General features: G+C 70.8%; 15 protein-coding genes and 1 pseudogene. 6 read left to right on the top strand and 10 right to left on the bottom strand.

The window, feature by feature from the left end; translation table 11 throughout:
* Positions 1–48: 48 nt before the first annotated feature.
* Together ACZ7KX_RS14295 and ACZ7KX_RS14300 are read left to right on the top strand one after the other, a co-directional pair.
* Positions 49–642 (top strand): MBL fold metallo-hydrolase, encoded by a 594-nt coding sequence (locus tag ACZ7KX_RS14295; protein WP_470326714.1) that lies wholly within the window; start codon positions 49–51, stop codon positions 640–642.
* A gap of 74 nt (positions 643–716) precedes the next feature.
* Positions 717–1,085: pseudogene (locus tag ACZ7KX_RS14300) on the top strand (helix-turn-helix domain-containing protein).
* Positions 1,086–1,260: 175 nt separating this feature from the next.
* On the opposite strand, the gene ACZ7KX_RS14305 reads toward ACZ7KX_RS14300, so the two are convergent.
* On the bottom strand, positions 1,261–1,473 hold the full coding sequence (locus ACZ7KX_RS14305; protein ID WP_470326715.1) for a DUF397 domain-containing protein: 213 nt from the start codon (positions 1,471–1,473) through the stop codon (positions 1,261–1,263).
* A complete protein-coding gene (locus ACZ7KX_RS14310; protein ID WP_470326716.1) occupies positions 1,470–2,303 on the bottom strand; it encodes a helix-turn-helix domain-containing protein in 834 nt (277 codons plus the stop codon). Before ACZ7KX_RS14310 ends, ACZ7KX_RS14305 begins: the two co-directional genes overlap by 4 nt.
* 216 nt (positions 2,304–2,519) lie before the next feature.
* Between ACZ7KX_RS14310 and ACZ7KX_RS14315 the strand changes: the two genes are divergently transcribed.
* The 3 genes from ACZ7KX_RS14315 to ACZ7KX_RS14325 all read left to right on the top strand — a co-directional run bounded on the left by ACZ7KX_RS14315 (position 2,520) and on the right by ACZ7KX_RS14325 (position 4,408).
* A complete protein-coding gene (locus tag ACZ7KX_RS14315) occupies positions 2,520–2,945 on the top strand; it encodes an ATP-binding protein (RefSeq protein ID WP_470326717.1) in 426 nt (141 codons plus the stop codon).
* Positions 2,946–3,089: 144 nt separating this feature from the next.
* Positions 3,090–3,236: a hypothetical protein gene (locus ACZ7KX_RS14320; protein WP_470326718.1), complete on the top strand. Its 147-nt coding sequence runs from the start codon at positions 3,090–3,092 to the stop codon at positions 3,234–3,236.
* A complete protein-coding gene (locus ACZ7KX_RS14325; protein WP_470326719.1) occupies positions 3,233–4,408 on the top strand; it encodes a methyltransferase domain-containing protein in 1,176 nt (391 codons plus the stop codon). The genes ACZ7KX_RS14320 and ACZ7KX_RS14325 overlap by 4 nt, the downstream gene beginning before the upstream one ends.
* Before the next feature lie 56 nt (positions 4,409–4,464).
* Here ACZ7KX_RS14325 and ACZ7KX_RS14330 read toward each other — a convergent pair whose 3' ends face one another.
* From ACZ7KX_RS14330 to ACZ7KX_RS14340, 3 genes are all read right to left on the bottom strand, one after another.
* Positions 4,465–5,646: an alpha/beta hydrolase family protein gene (locus ACZ7KX_RS14330; protein ID WP_470326720.1), complete on the bottom strand. Its 1,182-nt coding sequence runs from the start codon at positions 5,644–5,646 to the stop codon at positions 4,465–4,467.
* A 136-nt stretch (positions 5,647–5,782) separates the two neighbouring features.
* Complete coding sequence (gene mnmA / locus ACZ7KX_RS14335) at positions 5,783–6,919, bottom strand: tRNA 2-thiouridine(34) synthase MnmA (RefSeq protein ID WP_470326721.1); 1,137 nt, start codon at positions 6,917–6,919, stop codon at positions 5,783–5,785.
* Between the two features lie 49 nt (positions 6,920–6,968).
* Entirely contained in the window at positions 6,969–8,150 is a 1,182-nt protein-coding gene (locus ACZ7KX_RS14340) for a cysteine desulfurase family protein (protein ID WP_470326722.1), read from the bottom strand.
* 214 nt (positions 8,151–8,364) lie between these two features.
* Here ACZ7KX_RS14340 and ACZ7KX_RS14345 point away from each other — a divergent pair, with 214 nt between their 5' ends.
* Positions 8,365–9,132 (top strand): IclR family transcriptional regulator, encoded by a 768-nt coding sequence (locus ACZ7KX_RS14345; protein ID WP_470326723.1) that lies wholly within the window; start codon positions 8,365–8,367, stop codon positions 9,130–9,132.
* Here the strand turns inward: ACZ7KX_RS14345 and ACZ7KX_RS14350 are convergent.
* The 5 genes from ACZ7KX_RS14350 to ACZ7KX_RS14370 all read right to left on the bottom strand — a co-directional run bounded on the left by ACZ7KX_RS14350 (position 9,038) and on the right by ACZ7KX_RS14370 (position 14,824).
* Positions 9,038–9,697: a trimeric intracellular cation channel family protein gene (locus tag ACZ7KX_RS14350; protein ID WP_396552025.1), complete on the bottom strand. Its 660-nt coding sequence runs from the start codon at positions 9,695–9,697 to the stop codon at positions 9,038–9,040. The two genes, ACZ7KX_RS14345 and ACZ7KX_RS14350, sit on opposite strands and share 95 nt — an antisense overlap.
* Before the next feature lie 43 nt (positions 9,698–9,740).
* Positions 9,741–10,847: an ABC transporter ATP-binding protein gene (locus tag ACZ7KX_RS14355; RefSeq protein ID WP_470326724.1), complete on the bottom strand. Its 1,107-nt coding sequence runs from the start codon at positions 10,845–10,847 to the stop codon at positions 9,741–9,743.
* A 34-nt stretch (positions 10,848–10,881) separates the two neighbouring features.
* Positions 10,882–11,958 (bottom strand): ABC transporter ATP-binding protein, encoded by a 1,077-nt coding sequence (locus ACZ7KX_RS14360; protein WP_470326725.1) that lies wholly within the window; start codon positions 11,956–11,958, stop codon positions 10,882–10,884.
* A complete protein-coding gene (locus ACZ7KX_RS14365) occupies positions 11,955–12,965 on the bottom strand; it encodes an ABC transporter permease (protein WP_470326726.1) in 1,011 nt (336 codons plus the stop codon). Before ACZ7KX_RS14365 ends, ACZ7KX_RS14360 begins: the two co-directional genes overlap by 4 nt.
* Positions 12,966–13,063: 98 nt before the next feature.
* Positions 13,064–14,824: an ABC transporter substrate-binding protein gene (locus ACZ7KX_RS14370; protein ID WP_470326727.1), complete on the bottom strand. Its 1,761-nt coding sequence runs from the start codon at positions 14,822–14,824 to the stop codon at positions 13,064–13,066.
* Positions 14,825–14,875 lie beyond the last annotated feature (51 nt).

The raw sequence follows: 14,875 nt of genomic DNA on the forward strand, positions 1-14,875 counted from the left end.
GCATCCGTGCCACTCGTCGGGGGCCGGCCCGTCCGAAAGGATCGGGGCATGAACGACGCACCGCTCGGCCGCAGCGCCAAGTACCAGGTCCTGACCACCGGCTACGTCGGCTCCACCGGCCCCGGGGTCGCCGCCACCGTCTCCTACGTCGCGGACGCGGAACGGCACGTGATCTTCGATCCGGGCATGGTCGCCGCCCACGACGACATCCTCGCCCCGCTCGCCGAGTTGGGGCTCGGCCCCGACGACATCACCGATGTCGTGCTCAGCCACCACCACCCGGACAACACCATGAACGTCGGCCTGTTCGGGAAGGCCCGGGTCCACGACCACAAGGTCGAGTACCAGGGGCACCACTGGACCAACCGCGACGCCGAGGGCTACGAACTCACCCCCTCCCTGCGCCTCATCCGCACCCCCGGCCACAGCCACGAGGACATCACCCTGCTGGCGGGGACGGACGCGGGCGTCGTCGCCTTCGCCGGCGACCTGTGGTGGCACCGGAACGGCCCGGCCGACGACCCGGTCGCCCCCGACCGCGAGGTCCTGCGGGCCTCCCGCCGCCGGGTGCTCGCGGCGGCGGACGTGATCGTCCCCGGCCACGGCGCCCCGTTCACCGCCGACGACAACCCGCCGCTGTAGCCGCGCCGACCGCTAATCTCAGCTTCCGTACGGTCCTGCCGAGCACAGCTATGACCGGATCAAGGAGGAAGCCCGTGAACCACTCGCAGTGGAAGACCCGCCGGACCAAGAGACTCCTCGGAGAGCCGGTCGAGGAGTCCCCGGCCTACCTGGAAGCCGGATACGCGTTCGCGCTGGGTCAAGCCGTATACGACCGCCGCGCTGAACTCGGCTTTTCTTAGGCCGAGTTGGCACGGCGCGCAGGCATGACCCAGCCACAGATCTCCAACATCGAGGGCGGCGACGCCGCACCGACCCTGCCACTGCTCACCCGCCTGGCCAAGTCCCTGGCTGCATCGCTGACCATCGACTTGGACGGCGCCACCTCGGCGTTCGTGTTCACCCCGCACCGCGCCCCCGAGCCCGACCAGGCACCTGCGGACGGACGCTCCTCGGCAGCCTGACTCGGGCCGGCCGGTCCGGCCACGTCGTCACGCTGAGCGCTGCGCCCCCTGCACGCCATGACCTCTGCCACCTCGGCAAGCTGCCGAGCCCTACCGGACATCAGACTGCCGAGAAGGGGCCCCTGCCCGAGTCGGGCAGGGGCCTCTCCGGGCTCTCTCCCGGCTCTCTCCAGGCTCAGATCTCGCCGAACTCGCCGAGCTGGACAGCGGTGACGAACGACGTCCAGGCGTCGGCCGGGAAGACGAGGGCAGGGCCCTGCGGGTCCTTGGAGTCACGGACGGGGGCCAGGCCGGGGTAGTTCGGGGCCACCTCGACACAAGACCCACCGTTGTTGCTGTGACTGGACTTGAACCACGCGGCGCCGGACAGGTCTACAGGGGGGATCATGATGTTCCTCTCACGCCTTGCGAACTGCGGATCATCTCCAGTGACGCGGCCTTCGACAGCGCTTCCACCTGGAGCTGGTGGTAGTCCCGCTCCCAGGCCCTGGCAGTCGCGTTGTCCCGTGCGAGGAAGCCGCGCAGCTGGCACTCCGAGTATGCCAGCAGTGTTCGATCCGTCATTGTCAGCAACGTGACCATCATGGTGAACGGCAACTCCTCAGCGAGCGAGAAGGGGGCCACCTGGATCGTGATGTTCGGGCGGGCGGCGAGCGCTTCGAGATGCTCCAACTGCCGCGCCATGACGCCTGATCCTCCGACGGCCCGTCGCAACGCCCCTTCGTCCAGGACAAAGTGGAGACGAGGGGCCGGCTGTCGGTCCAGCAGGCGCTGGCGGGTGATGAGGAAGTCCAGGCGTTCCAGCACCTGCTTCTCGGTGATGCTGCCGCGCCGGACGGCCGCCGAGGCGAACGCCTCGGCGTAGTCCGGCGTCTGGAGCAGGCCCGGCAAGATGCCGAGTTCGAAGTGGCGGACCTCGATCGCCCGGGTCTCGTGGAGCGCATACTCGGGGAACCCCTCCAGCAGGGAGGCGCGGGAGTACATCCGCCACAACTCCTGGAAGGTACCGCCGGTTTCGAACACCTCATCGGCTTTCACCGCGAACTTAAGGGTGACGGGCTTCTTCGCTCGTTCGATGTACGAGACCAAGCCGTGCGAGTAGCCCATCAGCTTGCCGAGATAGGCCTGCGACCAGCCCCTCGCCCGCCGCAACCTGCGGATCTCCTGTCCGAAGCGGATTGCCGGTGATGACGATGCGTCATATTCCTTCAACTCCACGACCGCTGCCCCTCTGTGACCCAGCAGAACAGTGAAGGTTGAGACGTAGCGATCGTAGGGGAAGGAGCGCCACCATGGCTACACCGAGTGAGGCGCTGAATGCGCCGAGCAACATGTGGAGTTGCCGTGCCTGCAAAGCAGAAGCGTCTGGAGCTACAGCTCAGACGCGAAGCCGTATCGATGGCCCTCGTCCCGGCCACCGGAGGAGACGGCGTCGTGGTCCGACCCGACGAGGACACGGAGCTCCGATCGCCCTCCGAGCCGGCGACCGTCCGTCTGCCGTACCAGGCCGAGTCGGTGGGTGCCGCTCGCCGCTTCGTCGCGGCGAAGCTGCGGGAGTGGGGGCTGGACGACCTGGTGGGCGACGCCTCCCTGATCATCAGCGAGTTGACCACCAACGCCGTCAAGACCGGCTGCCAGGCGCGCATGATCGTCGCCGTGCGTCGGCCGAGTGACCGCATCGTCCGCATCCTCGTCGGTGACGGCTCCCGCGCGATGCCGGTGATGATCCAGGCCGGGCCCGACGCCACGTCCGGCCGCGGCCTGGCGATGATCCACCGGCTCACCAACGGTCGTTGGGGCGTCAGCCCCCGCCCGCTCGGCAAGGTCGTGCACGCCGACCTCTCGACGCCCGCGCGCTGATCGAGCGCTCCCCATGCCCCAGCAGGGGCATCCCCAAGGGCGGTCACGCACCCTCGGGGAGCTGCCGTCTCACACATGCGCGAGATGGCCAACACCCGGCAAGCACCCGCTCGTTGGGCCGAACACCAGCACGGAGGTACACACATGGGCAAGCACGGCGGCGGCTCGGGCGACGGCAAGGGCGGCGGGCAGCAGGACGACAGCAGCAAGGGCGCCGGACACGGCGGCGGCGGTTCGGACGAGGGCGGAAACACCTCGGACGGTTCGTCCCCGGCGGGTGGCGGCGAGTGACCGGCGAGACGCACGAGGAGGCGGGGCCCCTGGGGCTCGCCTCCGCGCTGGTGGCCGGCGGCGCGCTCTCCTCGGACTGGCTCCCCGCCTCGATCGCGGTGCCCCGAGAGCTGTTCGTCCCGGATCGCATCTGGCCGGGCATCGCGGACGGCACCCGGCAGAACCCCGTGGTGCACCGCTCCCGCGAACCCGAGGCGTGGCGCAGGGTGGTCTATTCGGACATCCCGCTGACCACCCAGTGGGACGACGGAGACCACGAAGGAGACGGACTAGGCACAACGCCGAGTTCGTCCAACTCCATGCCGACGATGGTGTTCTCGATGCTCCAGGACCTGGACGTCCGCCCGGGAGATCGGGTCCTGGAGATCGGTACCGGCACAGGCTGGAACGCCGGCCTGCTGGCCCACCGCCTGGGCAACCGCAATGTGGTGACCGTCGAGTACGACCCGGACGTTGCTCTGGGTGCCCGGGAGAACCTGCGCCGGGCAAGCCTGAAGCCGACTGTGGTCGAGGGCGACGGCAGATCCGGATGGGCGCCGGAATCTCCGTACGACCGGATCATCGCCACGTGTTCCCTCCTCGAAATCCCTCCCGCATGGCTGGAGCAGATCTCTCCCGGCGGGATCATCGTCGCCCCCTTCGGCACCGAGTATGGCGGCGAGCACATCGTCCGCCTCACGGTCGATGACGACGGCACCAGCGCGAGCGGGCGGCTCACCCGGGGCTCCGCGTTCATGAGGCTGCGACAACAGCGCACGGACCGGCCGCTCTTCGAGGCCTACCTCCACGGAAGGGAGTGGCCTGCAGACGGGGTGAGGAGCACCACCTCGCTGGCCCCGCCCGACACCGGAGGCTGGCTGGAGCAGTTCGTCATCGGCGCCGCGGTACCCGCCGCGTTCTGGCGGGCGGAGCGCTACGACGACGGCGCGTACACGCTCTGGCTCTACAGCCGCGACACCCTGTCGTGGGCCTCCGTCGACTACGAGCGGGACCGCACGGAGTACGAGGTGTACCAGTCCGGCCCCCGCAGGCTGTGGGACGAGGCCGCCGCCGCGTACCAGTGGTGGTCCGGCCAGGGCCGCCCCGGCCATGACCGGTTCGGTCTGACCGTCACCCCTGACGGCCAGTACGTCTGGCTGGACTCCCCCGACCACCCCGTCCCACAACGCTGAACGGGCCCGGCTGTCCGCACCGGACGGCCGGGCCCCGCGTACCGCCCGGCCACCGCTCACGGATGCTGGAACAGCACCTCCGGGTTCGCCGCCGACGGGCCGTCGAGCAGGGCCGGGTGGAGACCCTTCAACGTCCGGTCGAAGAAGGCTCCGACGTACTCCCGGGTCAGCTGCATGCCGCGCTCCGGCGAGGTGGTCGTCCCCGGGGGGAGCGGCAGGCCGATCTCGGCGGCGAGGATCGGGACGTCTGTGAAGCTCGCGTGGTTGGTGCCCGCGACGGCGAGCCAGGGCTTGTAGCCCTTCCAGCCCTCCCAGGCCTCGTCCCAGGACGTGTCCTCGCCGCCGGCCGCGTGGTTGCTCTGCTTGCCGAGCAGGAGGAACGAGCGGCCCTGCAGCGCGTCGGCCGGAACCGGCGGGAAGAACGTTCCGTCCATGTTCACCCCGGCCCGGATCCGCTTGTCCTCGGCCATCGCGTTCAGCGTCGAGGCGCCACCGATGGAGTGTCCGGCCATGCCGATGCGGTCGTGGTCGATCAGGTGGGACAGGCGCCAGGCCGGGAGGTGTCCGGTCAGCCGGTCCAGGACGAACGACACGTCCTTCGCCCGGCTGTCGGGGAGCGTGTCCGGTGCCCCGGTCTCGCAGAGCGTGCAGCCCGGGGTGGTGCCGTCGGCGAGCGTCTCGCCGGAGTCTTCGTAGGTGTGGCCGATAAGGGCCACGATGTAACCGTGGGAGGCCAGGCCGGTGGCCAGGCCGGTCAGCGTGGCGCGGGGGTTCTCGAAGCCCGGGGAGAGAACGACCAGCGGGTACTTCCCGCCGGCGGCCTTCGCCCCGGTGGAGGCGTGGGTCACGGTGTCCGCGAGGTCCTGTGGCTGGACTCCGGTGCCCGGCGGGACCCGCGTCGCCACGAAGCCCTGGGCCTCGCCGAGGGTCATGTAGGGAGCGGGGACGCCGGTGCCCTCCCGGGCGGGGTAGAACATCGACACCGCCACCTGCCGAGGGCCGGCCGAGGGCACCCAGGGGTCGGTGCGGCCCTGGTCGGTCAGGTGCAGCACCTCCTCGCCGACCGCGTACGGCCCGGTGGGGCGCGGCAGTTCACCGTGGAAGGCGGCCGGGGTCACCGCGCCGGGGGCGGCAGCGGACGGCGACGGCGACGGCGATGCCATGGCGGCCCCGGCCATCGGGAGGGGCAGGGCGAGGAGGAGGGCCGCGAGGGCCGCGATGCGGCGGGATCGGTTCATGACCGCGAGACTAGGTTCGCGGCCGGGCCCCCCGGATCAGCCCGATTGATGCATTCTCCGGCCGTGGTCATCCGGAGGATTCAGCGGCGTCATCCCCGTGGATGACGCCGCCGAGTCCGTTTCAGGCGCTGGCGTTTCAGGCGCTGACGGCCGGGCGCTCGGTGGTGGCGATGGTCGCGGAGCCGACGACGCGGGTGCCGTCGTACAGCACCACCGCCTGGCCGGGGGCGATCCCCCGCACCGGGGTGTCCAGCCGGACCCGCAGCTCACCGTCGACCACCGAGGCGGAGACCGGCACCTCCTCGCCGTGGGCGCGCAGCTGGGCGGTGTAACGCCCGTCCGCCAGCGGCTCGGTGCCGCACCAGCGGGGGCGGATCGCCGTGAGCCCGGTGACGTCCAGGCCCTCGACCGGGCCGACCGTCACGGTGTTGTTCACCGGCGAGATGTCCAGCACGTACCGCGGCTTGCCGTCCGCCGCCGGGCGGCCGATCCGCAGGCCCTTGCGCTGGCCGATGGTGAAGCCGTACGCGCCGTCGTGCTCGCCGAGCTTGGTGCCGTCGACGTCGAGGATGTCGCCGGTCGCGGTGCCGAGGTGCTTGGCCAGGAAGCCCTGGGTGTCGCCGTCCGCGATGAAGCAGATGTCGTGGCTGTCGGGCTTCTTCGCCACCGCGAGGCCCCGGCGCTCGGCCTCCTCGCGGATGGCGTCCTTGGTGGTGTCGCCGAGCGGGAAGAGCGAGTGGGCGAGCTGGTCCGCGTCGAGCACGCCGAGCACGTAGGACTGGTCCTTGGCGCCGTCCACCGCCCGGTGCAGCTCGCGCGAGCCGTCCGGCAGGTCGACGATGCGGGCGTAGTGGCCGGTGCAGACGGCGTCGAAGCCGAGCGCGATCGCCTTGTCCAGCAGCGCGGCGAACTTGATCTTCTCGTTGCAGCGCAGGCACGGGTTGGGCGTGCGCCCGGCGGCGTACTCGGCGACGAAGTCGTCGATGACGTCCTCGCGGAAGCGCTCGGCGAGGTCCCACACGTAGAAGGGGATGCCGATCACGTCGGCGGCCCGCCAGGCGTCCCGGGAGTCCTCGATGGTGCAGCAGCCGCGGGCCCCGGTCCGGAAGGACTGCGGGTTGGCGGACAGCGCCAGGTGGACGCCGGTCACCTCGTGCCCCGCTTCGACGGCGCGGGCGGCGGCGACGGCGGAGTCGACTCCGCCGGACATCGCCGCGAGCACGCGCAGACGGCCGGTGGACGGAGTGGTCGGGGCACCCGGGAAGTCAGTCATGGTGACTACAAGAGTACGTGGCCGCCGAACATGCCCGCCCCGGGAATTCCTACCGCCGCACCGACGCCAGCCCGGCGTTGCGCGCCCGCTGGACGACCGGCCCGATGGCCCCGGCGAGCGCCGTGACGTCCTCCGGTACCGAGGTGTGCCCGAGCGAGAACCGCAACGACGCGCGCGCCAGCAGCGGGTCGACGCCCATGGCGAGCAGGACGTGGCTGGGCTGCGGCACGCCGGCCGTGCACGCGGAACCCGTCGAGCACTCGATGCCGGCCGCGTCGAGCAGCATCAGCAGCGCGTCGCCCTCGCAGCCGGGGAAGGAGAAGTGCGCGTTGGCGGGCAGCCGGCCCGCCCCCGCGGGGTCGCCGTTGAGGATGGCGTCCGGCACTGCGTCCAGCACCGCCGAGACCAGTGAGTCCCGGAGCCCGCCGAGCAGCACCGCCTGCTCCTCCCGGTGCGCGACGGCCCACGCCGCGGCGGCCGCGAAGCCGGCGGCGCCGGGGGCGTCCAGGGTGCCGGAGCGGACGTCGCGTTCCTGGCCGCCGCCGTGCAGCAGCGGTACGGGCTTGGCGCCGCGGGAGAGCAGCAGCGCGCCGATGCCGAACGGGCCGCCGATCTTGTGCCCGGTGACGGTGAGCGCGGTGAGCCCCGACTCGGCGAAGGAGACCGGGAGCTGACCGAGCGCCTGCACCGCGTCGGCGTGCATCGGGATGCCGTACTCGGCCGCGACGGCGGCGAGTTCGCGCACCGGCTGGACGGTGCCGACCTCGTTGTTGGCCCACATCACGGTGACCAGCGCCACCGACGCGGGATCCCGCTCGATCGCGGCGCGCAGCGCCTCCGGGTGCACCCGGCCGTACGCGTCCACCGGCAGGTACTCGACGGACGCGCCCTCGTGCTCGGAGAGCCAGTGCACCGCGTCCAGCACCGCGTGGTGCTCGACGGGGCTGCTCAGCACCCGGGTGCGGGCCGGGTCGGCGTCCCGGCGGGCCCAGTACAGGCCCTTGACCGCCAGGTTGTCGGACTCGGTGCCGCCGCCGGTGAAGACGATCTCACTCGGCCTGGCGCCGAGCGACTCGGCCAGCGACTCGCGGGACTCCTCGACCACCCGGCGGGCCCGGCGGCCGGCCGCGTGCAGGGCCGAGGCGTTGCCGACCACCCCCAGGTGCGCCGTCATCGCGGCGATCGCCTCGGGCAGCATCGGCGTGGTCGCCGCATGGTCCAGGTATGGCATAACCATCCGATTGTAGAGGGCGCCGCCTCACGGTGATCCAGTGCTGCGCATCGATCCGGCCATCGCGCGTACGATCCGGCGCGGCGCGCACGGTCCGAGCCCGGACAGTGGTCTGCACCACTGCCGGACGACCGTGTCCGGCACTGGTTTGTACCACTGCACCACCCAGCGGTTAGCCTGACGCCACTTCTCAGCCGGAACCACGGGGGGCGCCATGACGCAGTCGGTCGACCGCGCGCTGACCCTGCTCGGCGCGCTCGGCGAGGCACCGCTCTCCCTCGACCAGGCCGCGACCAGCCTCGGGGTGCACAAGTCCACCGCGCTGCGGCTGCTGCGCACCCTGGAGGAGCACGGCTTCGCCCGGCGCCAGCCGGACCTGCGCTACCGGCTCGGCGGCCGGGTGCTGTCGCTGGCCCACCGGGCGCTGGAGGACTTCGACGTCCGGCAGGTGGCCGCGCCGTACCTGGCCGAGCTCAACGCCCGCTGCGGGTTCACCGTCCGGCTCGCCGTGCTGCACGACGGCGAGGTGCTGTACCTGGACGAGGTGGCCGGTCCGGCGGCCGCCGGGCCGTCCCGGATCGGACGGCGGGCCCCGGTGACGGGCACGGCGGTGGGCCGGGTGCTGCTGGCCGGGCTGCCGGCGGACGGCGCGCCCGAGGAGCCCGAGCTGGCGGCGGTGCGCCGCCGGGGCTGGGCGGCGGAGTCGGCCGAGCACCGGGAGCCGGTGACCTGCGTGGCCGCGCCGGTCGCGGGCAGCGGCGGGCGGACGGTCGCGGCCTGCGCGCTGAGCGCCCCGGCCGCCGAGGTGCCCGCGGCCGAACTCGCCCGGATGGTGCCGGAACTGCTGTGCACGGCCGAGGCGATCTCGCTCGCGTACGGCGGTTCGCCTACTCCTCGCTGGTGCGAGAACCGTTGCGGTGCCAAGCCCGCGGGGCACGCCAGCCGTACTTCAGGGCGAGCATCCGCAGGCCGAAGGCGGTGAGCGCGGCGGCGGTGCCGGTCACGCCGGTGAGCCGGTCCGCGCCGATCAGCACCGCGACCAGGGCGGCGCCCACCAGGGCCGGAACGGCGTAGATCTCCCGGTCCCAGCGGAGCAGCGAGGGGATCTCCCCCGCGAGGACGTCGCGGATCACGCCGCCGCCGGCCGCGGTGACCATGCCGAGCGCGATCGACGCGACCGCGCCGAGCCCGAAGTCGTGCGCCTTGGCGGTGCCGGTGACGCAGAACAGTCCGAGCCCGAGGGCGTCCAGGGTCTGCACGGCACGGTTGATCCGCTCGACCTCGGGGTGCAGGAAGAACACCACCAGCGCGGCGACGAGCGGGGTCACGAAGTAACCGAGGTTGGTGAACGCGGCGACCGGGGTCGCCCCGATCACCAGGTCGCGCATCACCCCGCCGCCGAGGGCCGTGACCTCGGCCAGCACACAGATCCCGAAGATGTCCATGTTCTTGCGGACGGCGAGCAGGCCCCCGGAGAGGGCGAAGACGAAGATGCCGACGAGGTCCAGCGACTGCTGCACGTCGGAGGGGAAGATCTGCGAGGTCACCACACAACTATGACTTGTCCGGAATCCTCCCCTCCGCCTGGTGTCAGGGAGCGGATGCGACCGGCTTCTCCCCCGGGGCGTCCTCCGGGCTGCGCCGGTCGCTCCCCTCGCTGTGCTCGGGGAAGTGGCACGCCACCTGGTGCCCGGTCTTCAGCGCCGTCAGCGGCGGCTCCTGGGTGGCGCAGATCTCCTGGGCCTTCCAGCAGCGGGTGCGGAAGCGGCACCCGCTGGGCGGGTTGATCGGGGAGGGGACGTCGCCGGTGAGCAGGATCCGCTCGCGCCCGGCGCGCTGGCGGCGGCGCGGGTCGGGGACCGGCACCGCGGACATCAGCGCGTTGGTGTACGGGTGCATCGGGGTGCGGTAGAGCGAGTCCCGGTCGGCGATCTCCACGACCTTGCCGAGGTACATCACCGCCACCCGGTCCGAGACGTGCCGGACCACCGAGAGGTCGTGCGCGATGATCAGGTAGGTCAGGCCGAGCTCCTGCTGGAGGTCGTCCAGCAGGTTGACCACCTGCGCCTGGATGGAGACGTCCAGGGCCGAGACCGGCTCGTCCGCGACGATCATCTTCGGCTTCAGCGCGAGCGCCCGGGCGATGCCGATGCGCTGGCGCTGGCCGCCGGAGAACTCGTGCGGGTAGCGGTTGTAGTGCTCGGGGCTGAGGCCGCACAGCTCCAGCAGTTCCTGGACGGCCTTCTTGAGCCCGCCCGCCGGCACCGCGTCCTGCAGCTTGAACGGCGCGCCGACGATGGTGCCGACGGTGTGCCGCGGGTTCAGCGAGGAGTACGGGTCCTGGAAGATCATCTGGATGTCGCGGCGCAGCGGTCGCATCGCCCCGACGCTCAGGTGGGTGATGTCGGTGCCCTCGAACTCGATCTTCCCGCCGGTAGGTTCGTCGAGCCTGGTGACCAGTCGGCCCATGGTCGACTTGCCGCAGCCGGACTCGCCGACGACACCGAGCGTCTCGCCGGCGTTGACGGTGAAGTCGATGCCGTCGACGGCCCGCACCGCGCCGGTCTGGCGCCGCAGCAGCCCGCTGCGGATCGGGAAGTGCCGGGCCAGGCCGGTCACCTTCAGCAGCGGCTCGCGGTCGGAGGCAGGTGCCGGCGACGGGATCGCCGCCGCCTGGCTCGCCTGGGTGTCCGTCATCGGTTCTCTCCAGAAAGGTGGTACGAGGCCGGGCTCACAGCCGGGGCGCGATCTCTTCGGCGAAGATGCGGTGCCGCTCGTCGGCCGGCAGGTGACAGGCCGCGAAGTGCCCGGGCGCCGCCTCGGCCAGCACCGGGAGGTCGCTCGTGGAGCGCCCGTCGGTCAGGGCGGCGTACGGGCAGCGCGGGTGGAAGGCGCAGCCCGTCGGCACGTTGATCAGGCTGGGCGGGGTGCCCTTGACCGGGACGAGCCGGTCCTGCAGTTCCCGGTCCAGGCGCGGCATCGAGCCCAGCAGGCCCCAGGTGTAGGGGTGTTCGGGCGCGTCGAAGAGGGTCTCGGCCGGGCCGCGCTCGATGCACTTGCCGCCGTACATGACCAGGATGTCGTCGGCCAGTTCGGCGACCACCCCGAGGTCGTGGGTGATGATGATGACGGCGGAGCCGAACTCCTCCTGGAGGTCGCGGATGAGGTCCAGGATCTGCGCCTGGACGGTGACGTCCAGGGCGGTGGTGGGCTCGTCGGCGATCAGCAGGGAGGGGTCGTTGACCAGCGCCATGGCGATCATCGCGCGCTGGCGCATGCCGCCGGAGAACTGGTGCGGGTAGTCGTCCACCCGGCGGTCGGGCTGCGGGATGCCGACGCGGTCGAGCATCTCGATCGCGCGGGCCCGGGCCTTCTTCTTGTTGGCCTCGGGGTGGTGCACCCGGTAGGCCTCGACGATCTGCTGCCCCACCGTGTAGTAGGGGTGCATCGCGGTCAGCGGGTCCTGGAAGATCATCGCCAGTTCGCGGCCGCGCAGTTGGCGCACCCGGTCCGGGCCGGCCGCGATCAGGTCCTCGCCGTTCAGCCGGATCTCGCCGCTGATGCGGGCCCGCTTGGAGCGGTGCAGGCCCATGATGCCCAGCGAGGTGACGGACTTGCCGGAGCCGGACTCGCCGACGATGCCGAGGGTGCGTCCCTTGTGCAGGTCGAAGCTGACGCCGTCCACCGAGCGGACCAGGCCGTCGTCGGTGTCGAAGTGGATCCGCAGGTCCCGCACGGACAGGAACGGGTCGCCGGACGGTGCGGGAGCGGGAGCGGCGGCTTCCGTGGTCTTCTGGAGCTCGGTCACGAGAGCCTCACCCGGGGGTCGACGAGGGCGTACAGGAGGTCGACCACGAGGTTGCAGACGACGATGAAGAAAGCGGCGAGCAGGGTGACGCCGAGGATCTTGGGCAGGTCGTTGTCGGAGATCGCCTGGACGGCGAACTGGCCGACGCCCTGGAGCGAGAAGACCTGCTCGGTGATCAGTGCGCCGCCGAGCAGCAGCCCGAGGTCCATGCCGAAGATGGTGACGATCGGGGTGAGCGCGGCGCGCAGCCCGTGCCGGGTGACGACCTTGCGCTCGGCCAGGCCCTTGGCCCGGGCGGTGCGGATGTAGTCCTCGCTCATCGTCTCCAGCATTCCGGCGCGGGTGAGCCGGGCGTAGAGCGCGGAGTAGAGGAAGGCCAGCGAGATCCAGGGGAGGATCAGGTTGCGGGCCCACATCAGCGGGTTGTCGGTGAAGTCGACGTACTGCAGGTTGTCCAGGATCGGCCACTCGTAGCTGAACAGCGTGAGCAGCAGCGCGCCGGTGAAGAAGACCGGCAGCGAGACGCCTGCGAGGGCGACGCCCATGGAGAGCCGGTCGAAGATCGACCGCGGCTTGAGGGCGGAGACGACGCCGGTGGCGACGCCGGAGACCAGCCAGAGCACGGCCGCGCCGATGGCGAGCGAGATGGTGACCGGGATCCGCTTGGACAGCTCGGGCCAGACCTCCAGGTGGTTCTTGAAGGAGTAGCCGAAGCAGGGCACGTGGCAGGTGGCCGGTTCCGGCCCGAACTTGTACTCGGCGCCGCTGACCAGCCCCTTGAGGAAGTTCCAGTACTGGGTGTACAGCGGCTGGTCGAGGCCGAGGTTCTGCTTGACCGCGGCGATCGCCTCGGGTGAGGGGTTCTTCCCGATGTACTGGGCGGCCAGTTGGTCGGCCGTCTCGCCGGCGACGCGCGGGAGCAGGAAGAAGATCGCGAAGGTGACCGCGCTGACGACCAGCAGCAGTAGCACCGCCGCGAAGATCCTGCGGATGATGTAGGCAAACACAGTTGGGCGGCTCCGGCGGCCCGCCGCCGTCCGGGATCTTCCGGACGGCGGCGGGCGCCGCTGCCTTCACCTGCCTTCAGGGATGCGGAGCCAGGCTCTTACTTGGTGGTGCCGATGTTCAGGTAGTCGTACTCACCCGAGAACGCCGGCGTGGAGGCCAGGTTGGTGGCGTTGTCCGGGCGGTACAGGAAGACCTTGAAGTAGGTCAGCGGGACGATGACCGCCTGGTCCATGACCTTCTTGTCGATGTCGCCGTAGATCTTCTCGCGGGCCGCCTTGTCCGGGTTGACGGCGGCGTCGTCGAGCAGCTTGTTGACCGACGGGTCGTCCAGCTGGGACAGGTTGCTGTTGCCGGAGGGCTTGATCGCGCGGCCGTCGACGATCTGCTGCAGGAAGCCGTAGCCGGTCGGCCAGTCGGCACCCCACTGCATCATCATCAGACCGATGTTGTGGTCCTGGGTGAACTGCGGGGCACCGGCGCTGTCGGTCAGGTACTTGCCCTGCGGGTACTGCTGGATCTCGGCGTTGATGCCGACCTTCTTCAGCGCGGCCTGGATCGAGGTGGCCGCGGCGACCTCGGTGGCGCGCTCGGTGCGGGCCGAGATGACGGTGTTGATGCTGTCCTTGCCGCAGGCCTTCAGGGCGTCCTTGGCCTTGGCCTCGTCACCCTTGTTGTCCTTGGTCTCGAACGCGTTGAAGTCCTGGTGGCCCGGGATGTCCGGCGGGAGCACCGTGTTGGCGATCTGGCCGCGGATCGGGCCGCCCTCGGCGGTCTGCACCGAGACCTTGTCGATCGCGAACTGGACGGCCTTGCGGCAGTCGACGTTGTCGAACGGCGCGACCTTGGAGTTGATCGCCAGGTAGACCAGACGGCCGCCGTAGGCGTTGTCGGTGCTGGCCTTCAGCTTCGGGTTCTGCAGGATCTGCGCCTGGGTCTGCGGGTCGACGCCGCCGCCCACCAGGTCGACCTGGGCGTTGCCGGCCAGCAGGTCCTTGTCGATGGTGGCCTGGTCGATGTTCATCTTGAGCACGATCTTCTCCGGAAGCTGCTTCCGGATCGGGTCGGTGCTCTTGTCCCAGTTGGTGTTGGGCACCAGGACGGCCTGCTTGCCGTCCTCGTAGGACTCGAACTTGAAGGAGCCCGAGGACACGATGTGCTTCACGTAGTCGGCACCGGTGTCCTTGGCCTGCGGGACCGGCGCGGTCTGCGGGGCGCTGACCAGGTAGTCGAAGTCCGCGAACGGGTGCTTCAGGTGGAAGACGATCGTGGTGTCGTCCGGCGTCTCGATCGAGTTCAGGCCGCCGGCCTTGTCCTTGTACGGGCCCGCGTACGGCGTGTCGTTGTCGACCAGCAGGTCGTGGAAGTAGGTCGGGCCGTTGGAGTTCACGTCCGGCGCGAAGTTGGAGCGCTCGACGGCGTACTTGACGTCCTTCGAGGTGATCGGGGTGCCGTCGTCGTACTTCAGGCCCTGGCGCAGCTTGTACGTCCAGGTCAGGCCGTCCGCGCTGGGCTGGCCCATCGACTCGGCGAGGTCCGGGACGAGCTTGTTGCCGTCCTCGCCCGCGGCCGGGTTGAAGGTGGTCAGCGGGCGGGCGTACAGGCGCGAGAAGTTGTAGATGTACGCGTAGTACGTGTTGCCCGGGTCCAGCGAGTCCGGGGTGCCCTTCATCTCGAAGGTGACCGTCCCGCCCTTCTTGTCCGAGGCGTTGACGATGTTCTTGGTGGCCGCGTTGGCTCCGCCGCCCGATGCGGAGGACGAGTTGTCGTCGCTCTTCTTCGGCGAGCTGGAGCAGCCGGTGACGACCAGGACCGCGGCGGCGGCCGCCGCGGTCAGGGCGACGGTACGGGACCTACGCATGGGAGAGATCAACCCCTTGGGGATGTGGAGGCGGTGGAGGGTCCTGACGCG

It is taken from the genome of Kitasatospora sp. NPDC038210 (assembly GCF_055600605.1).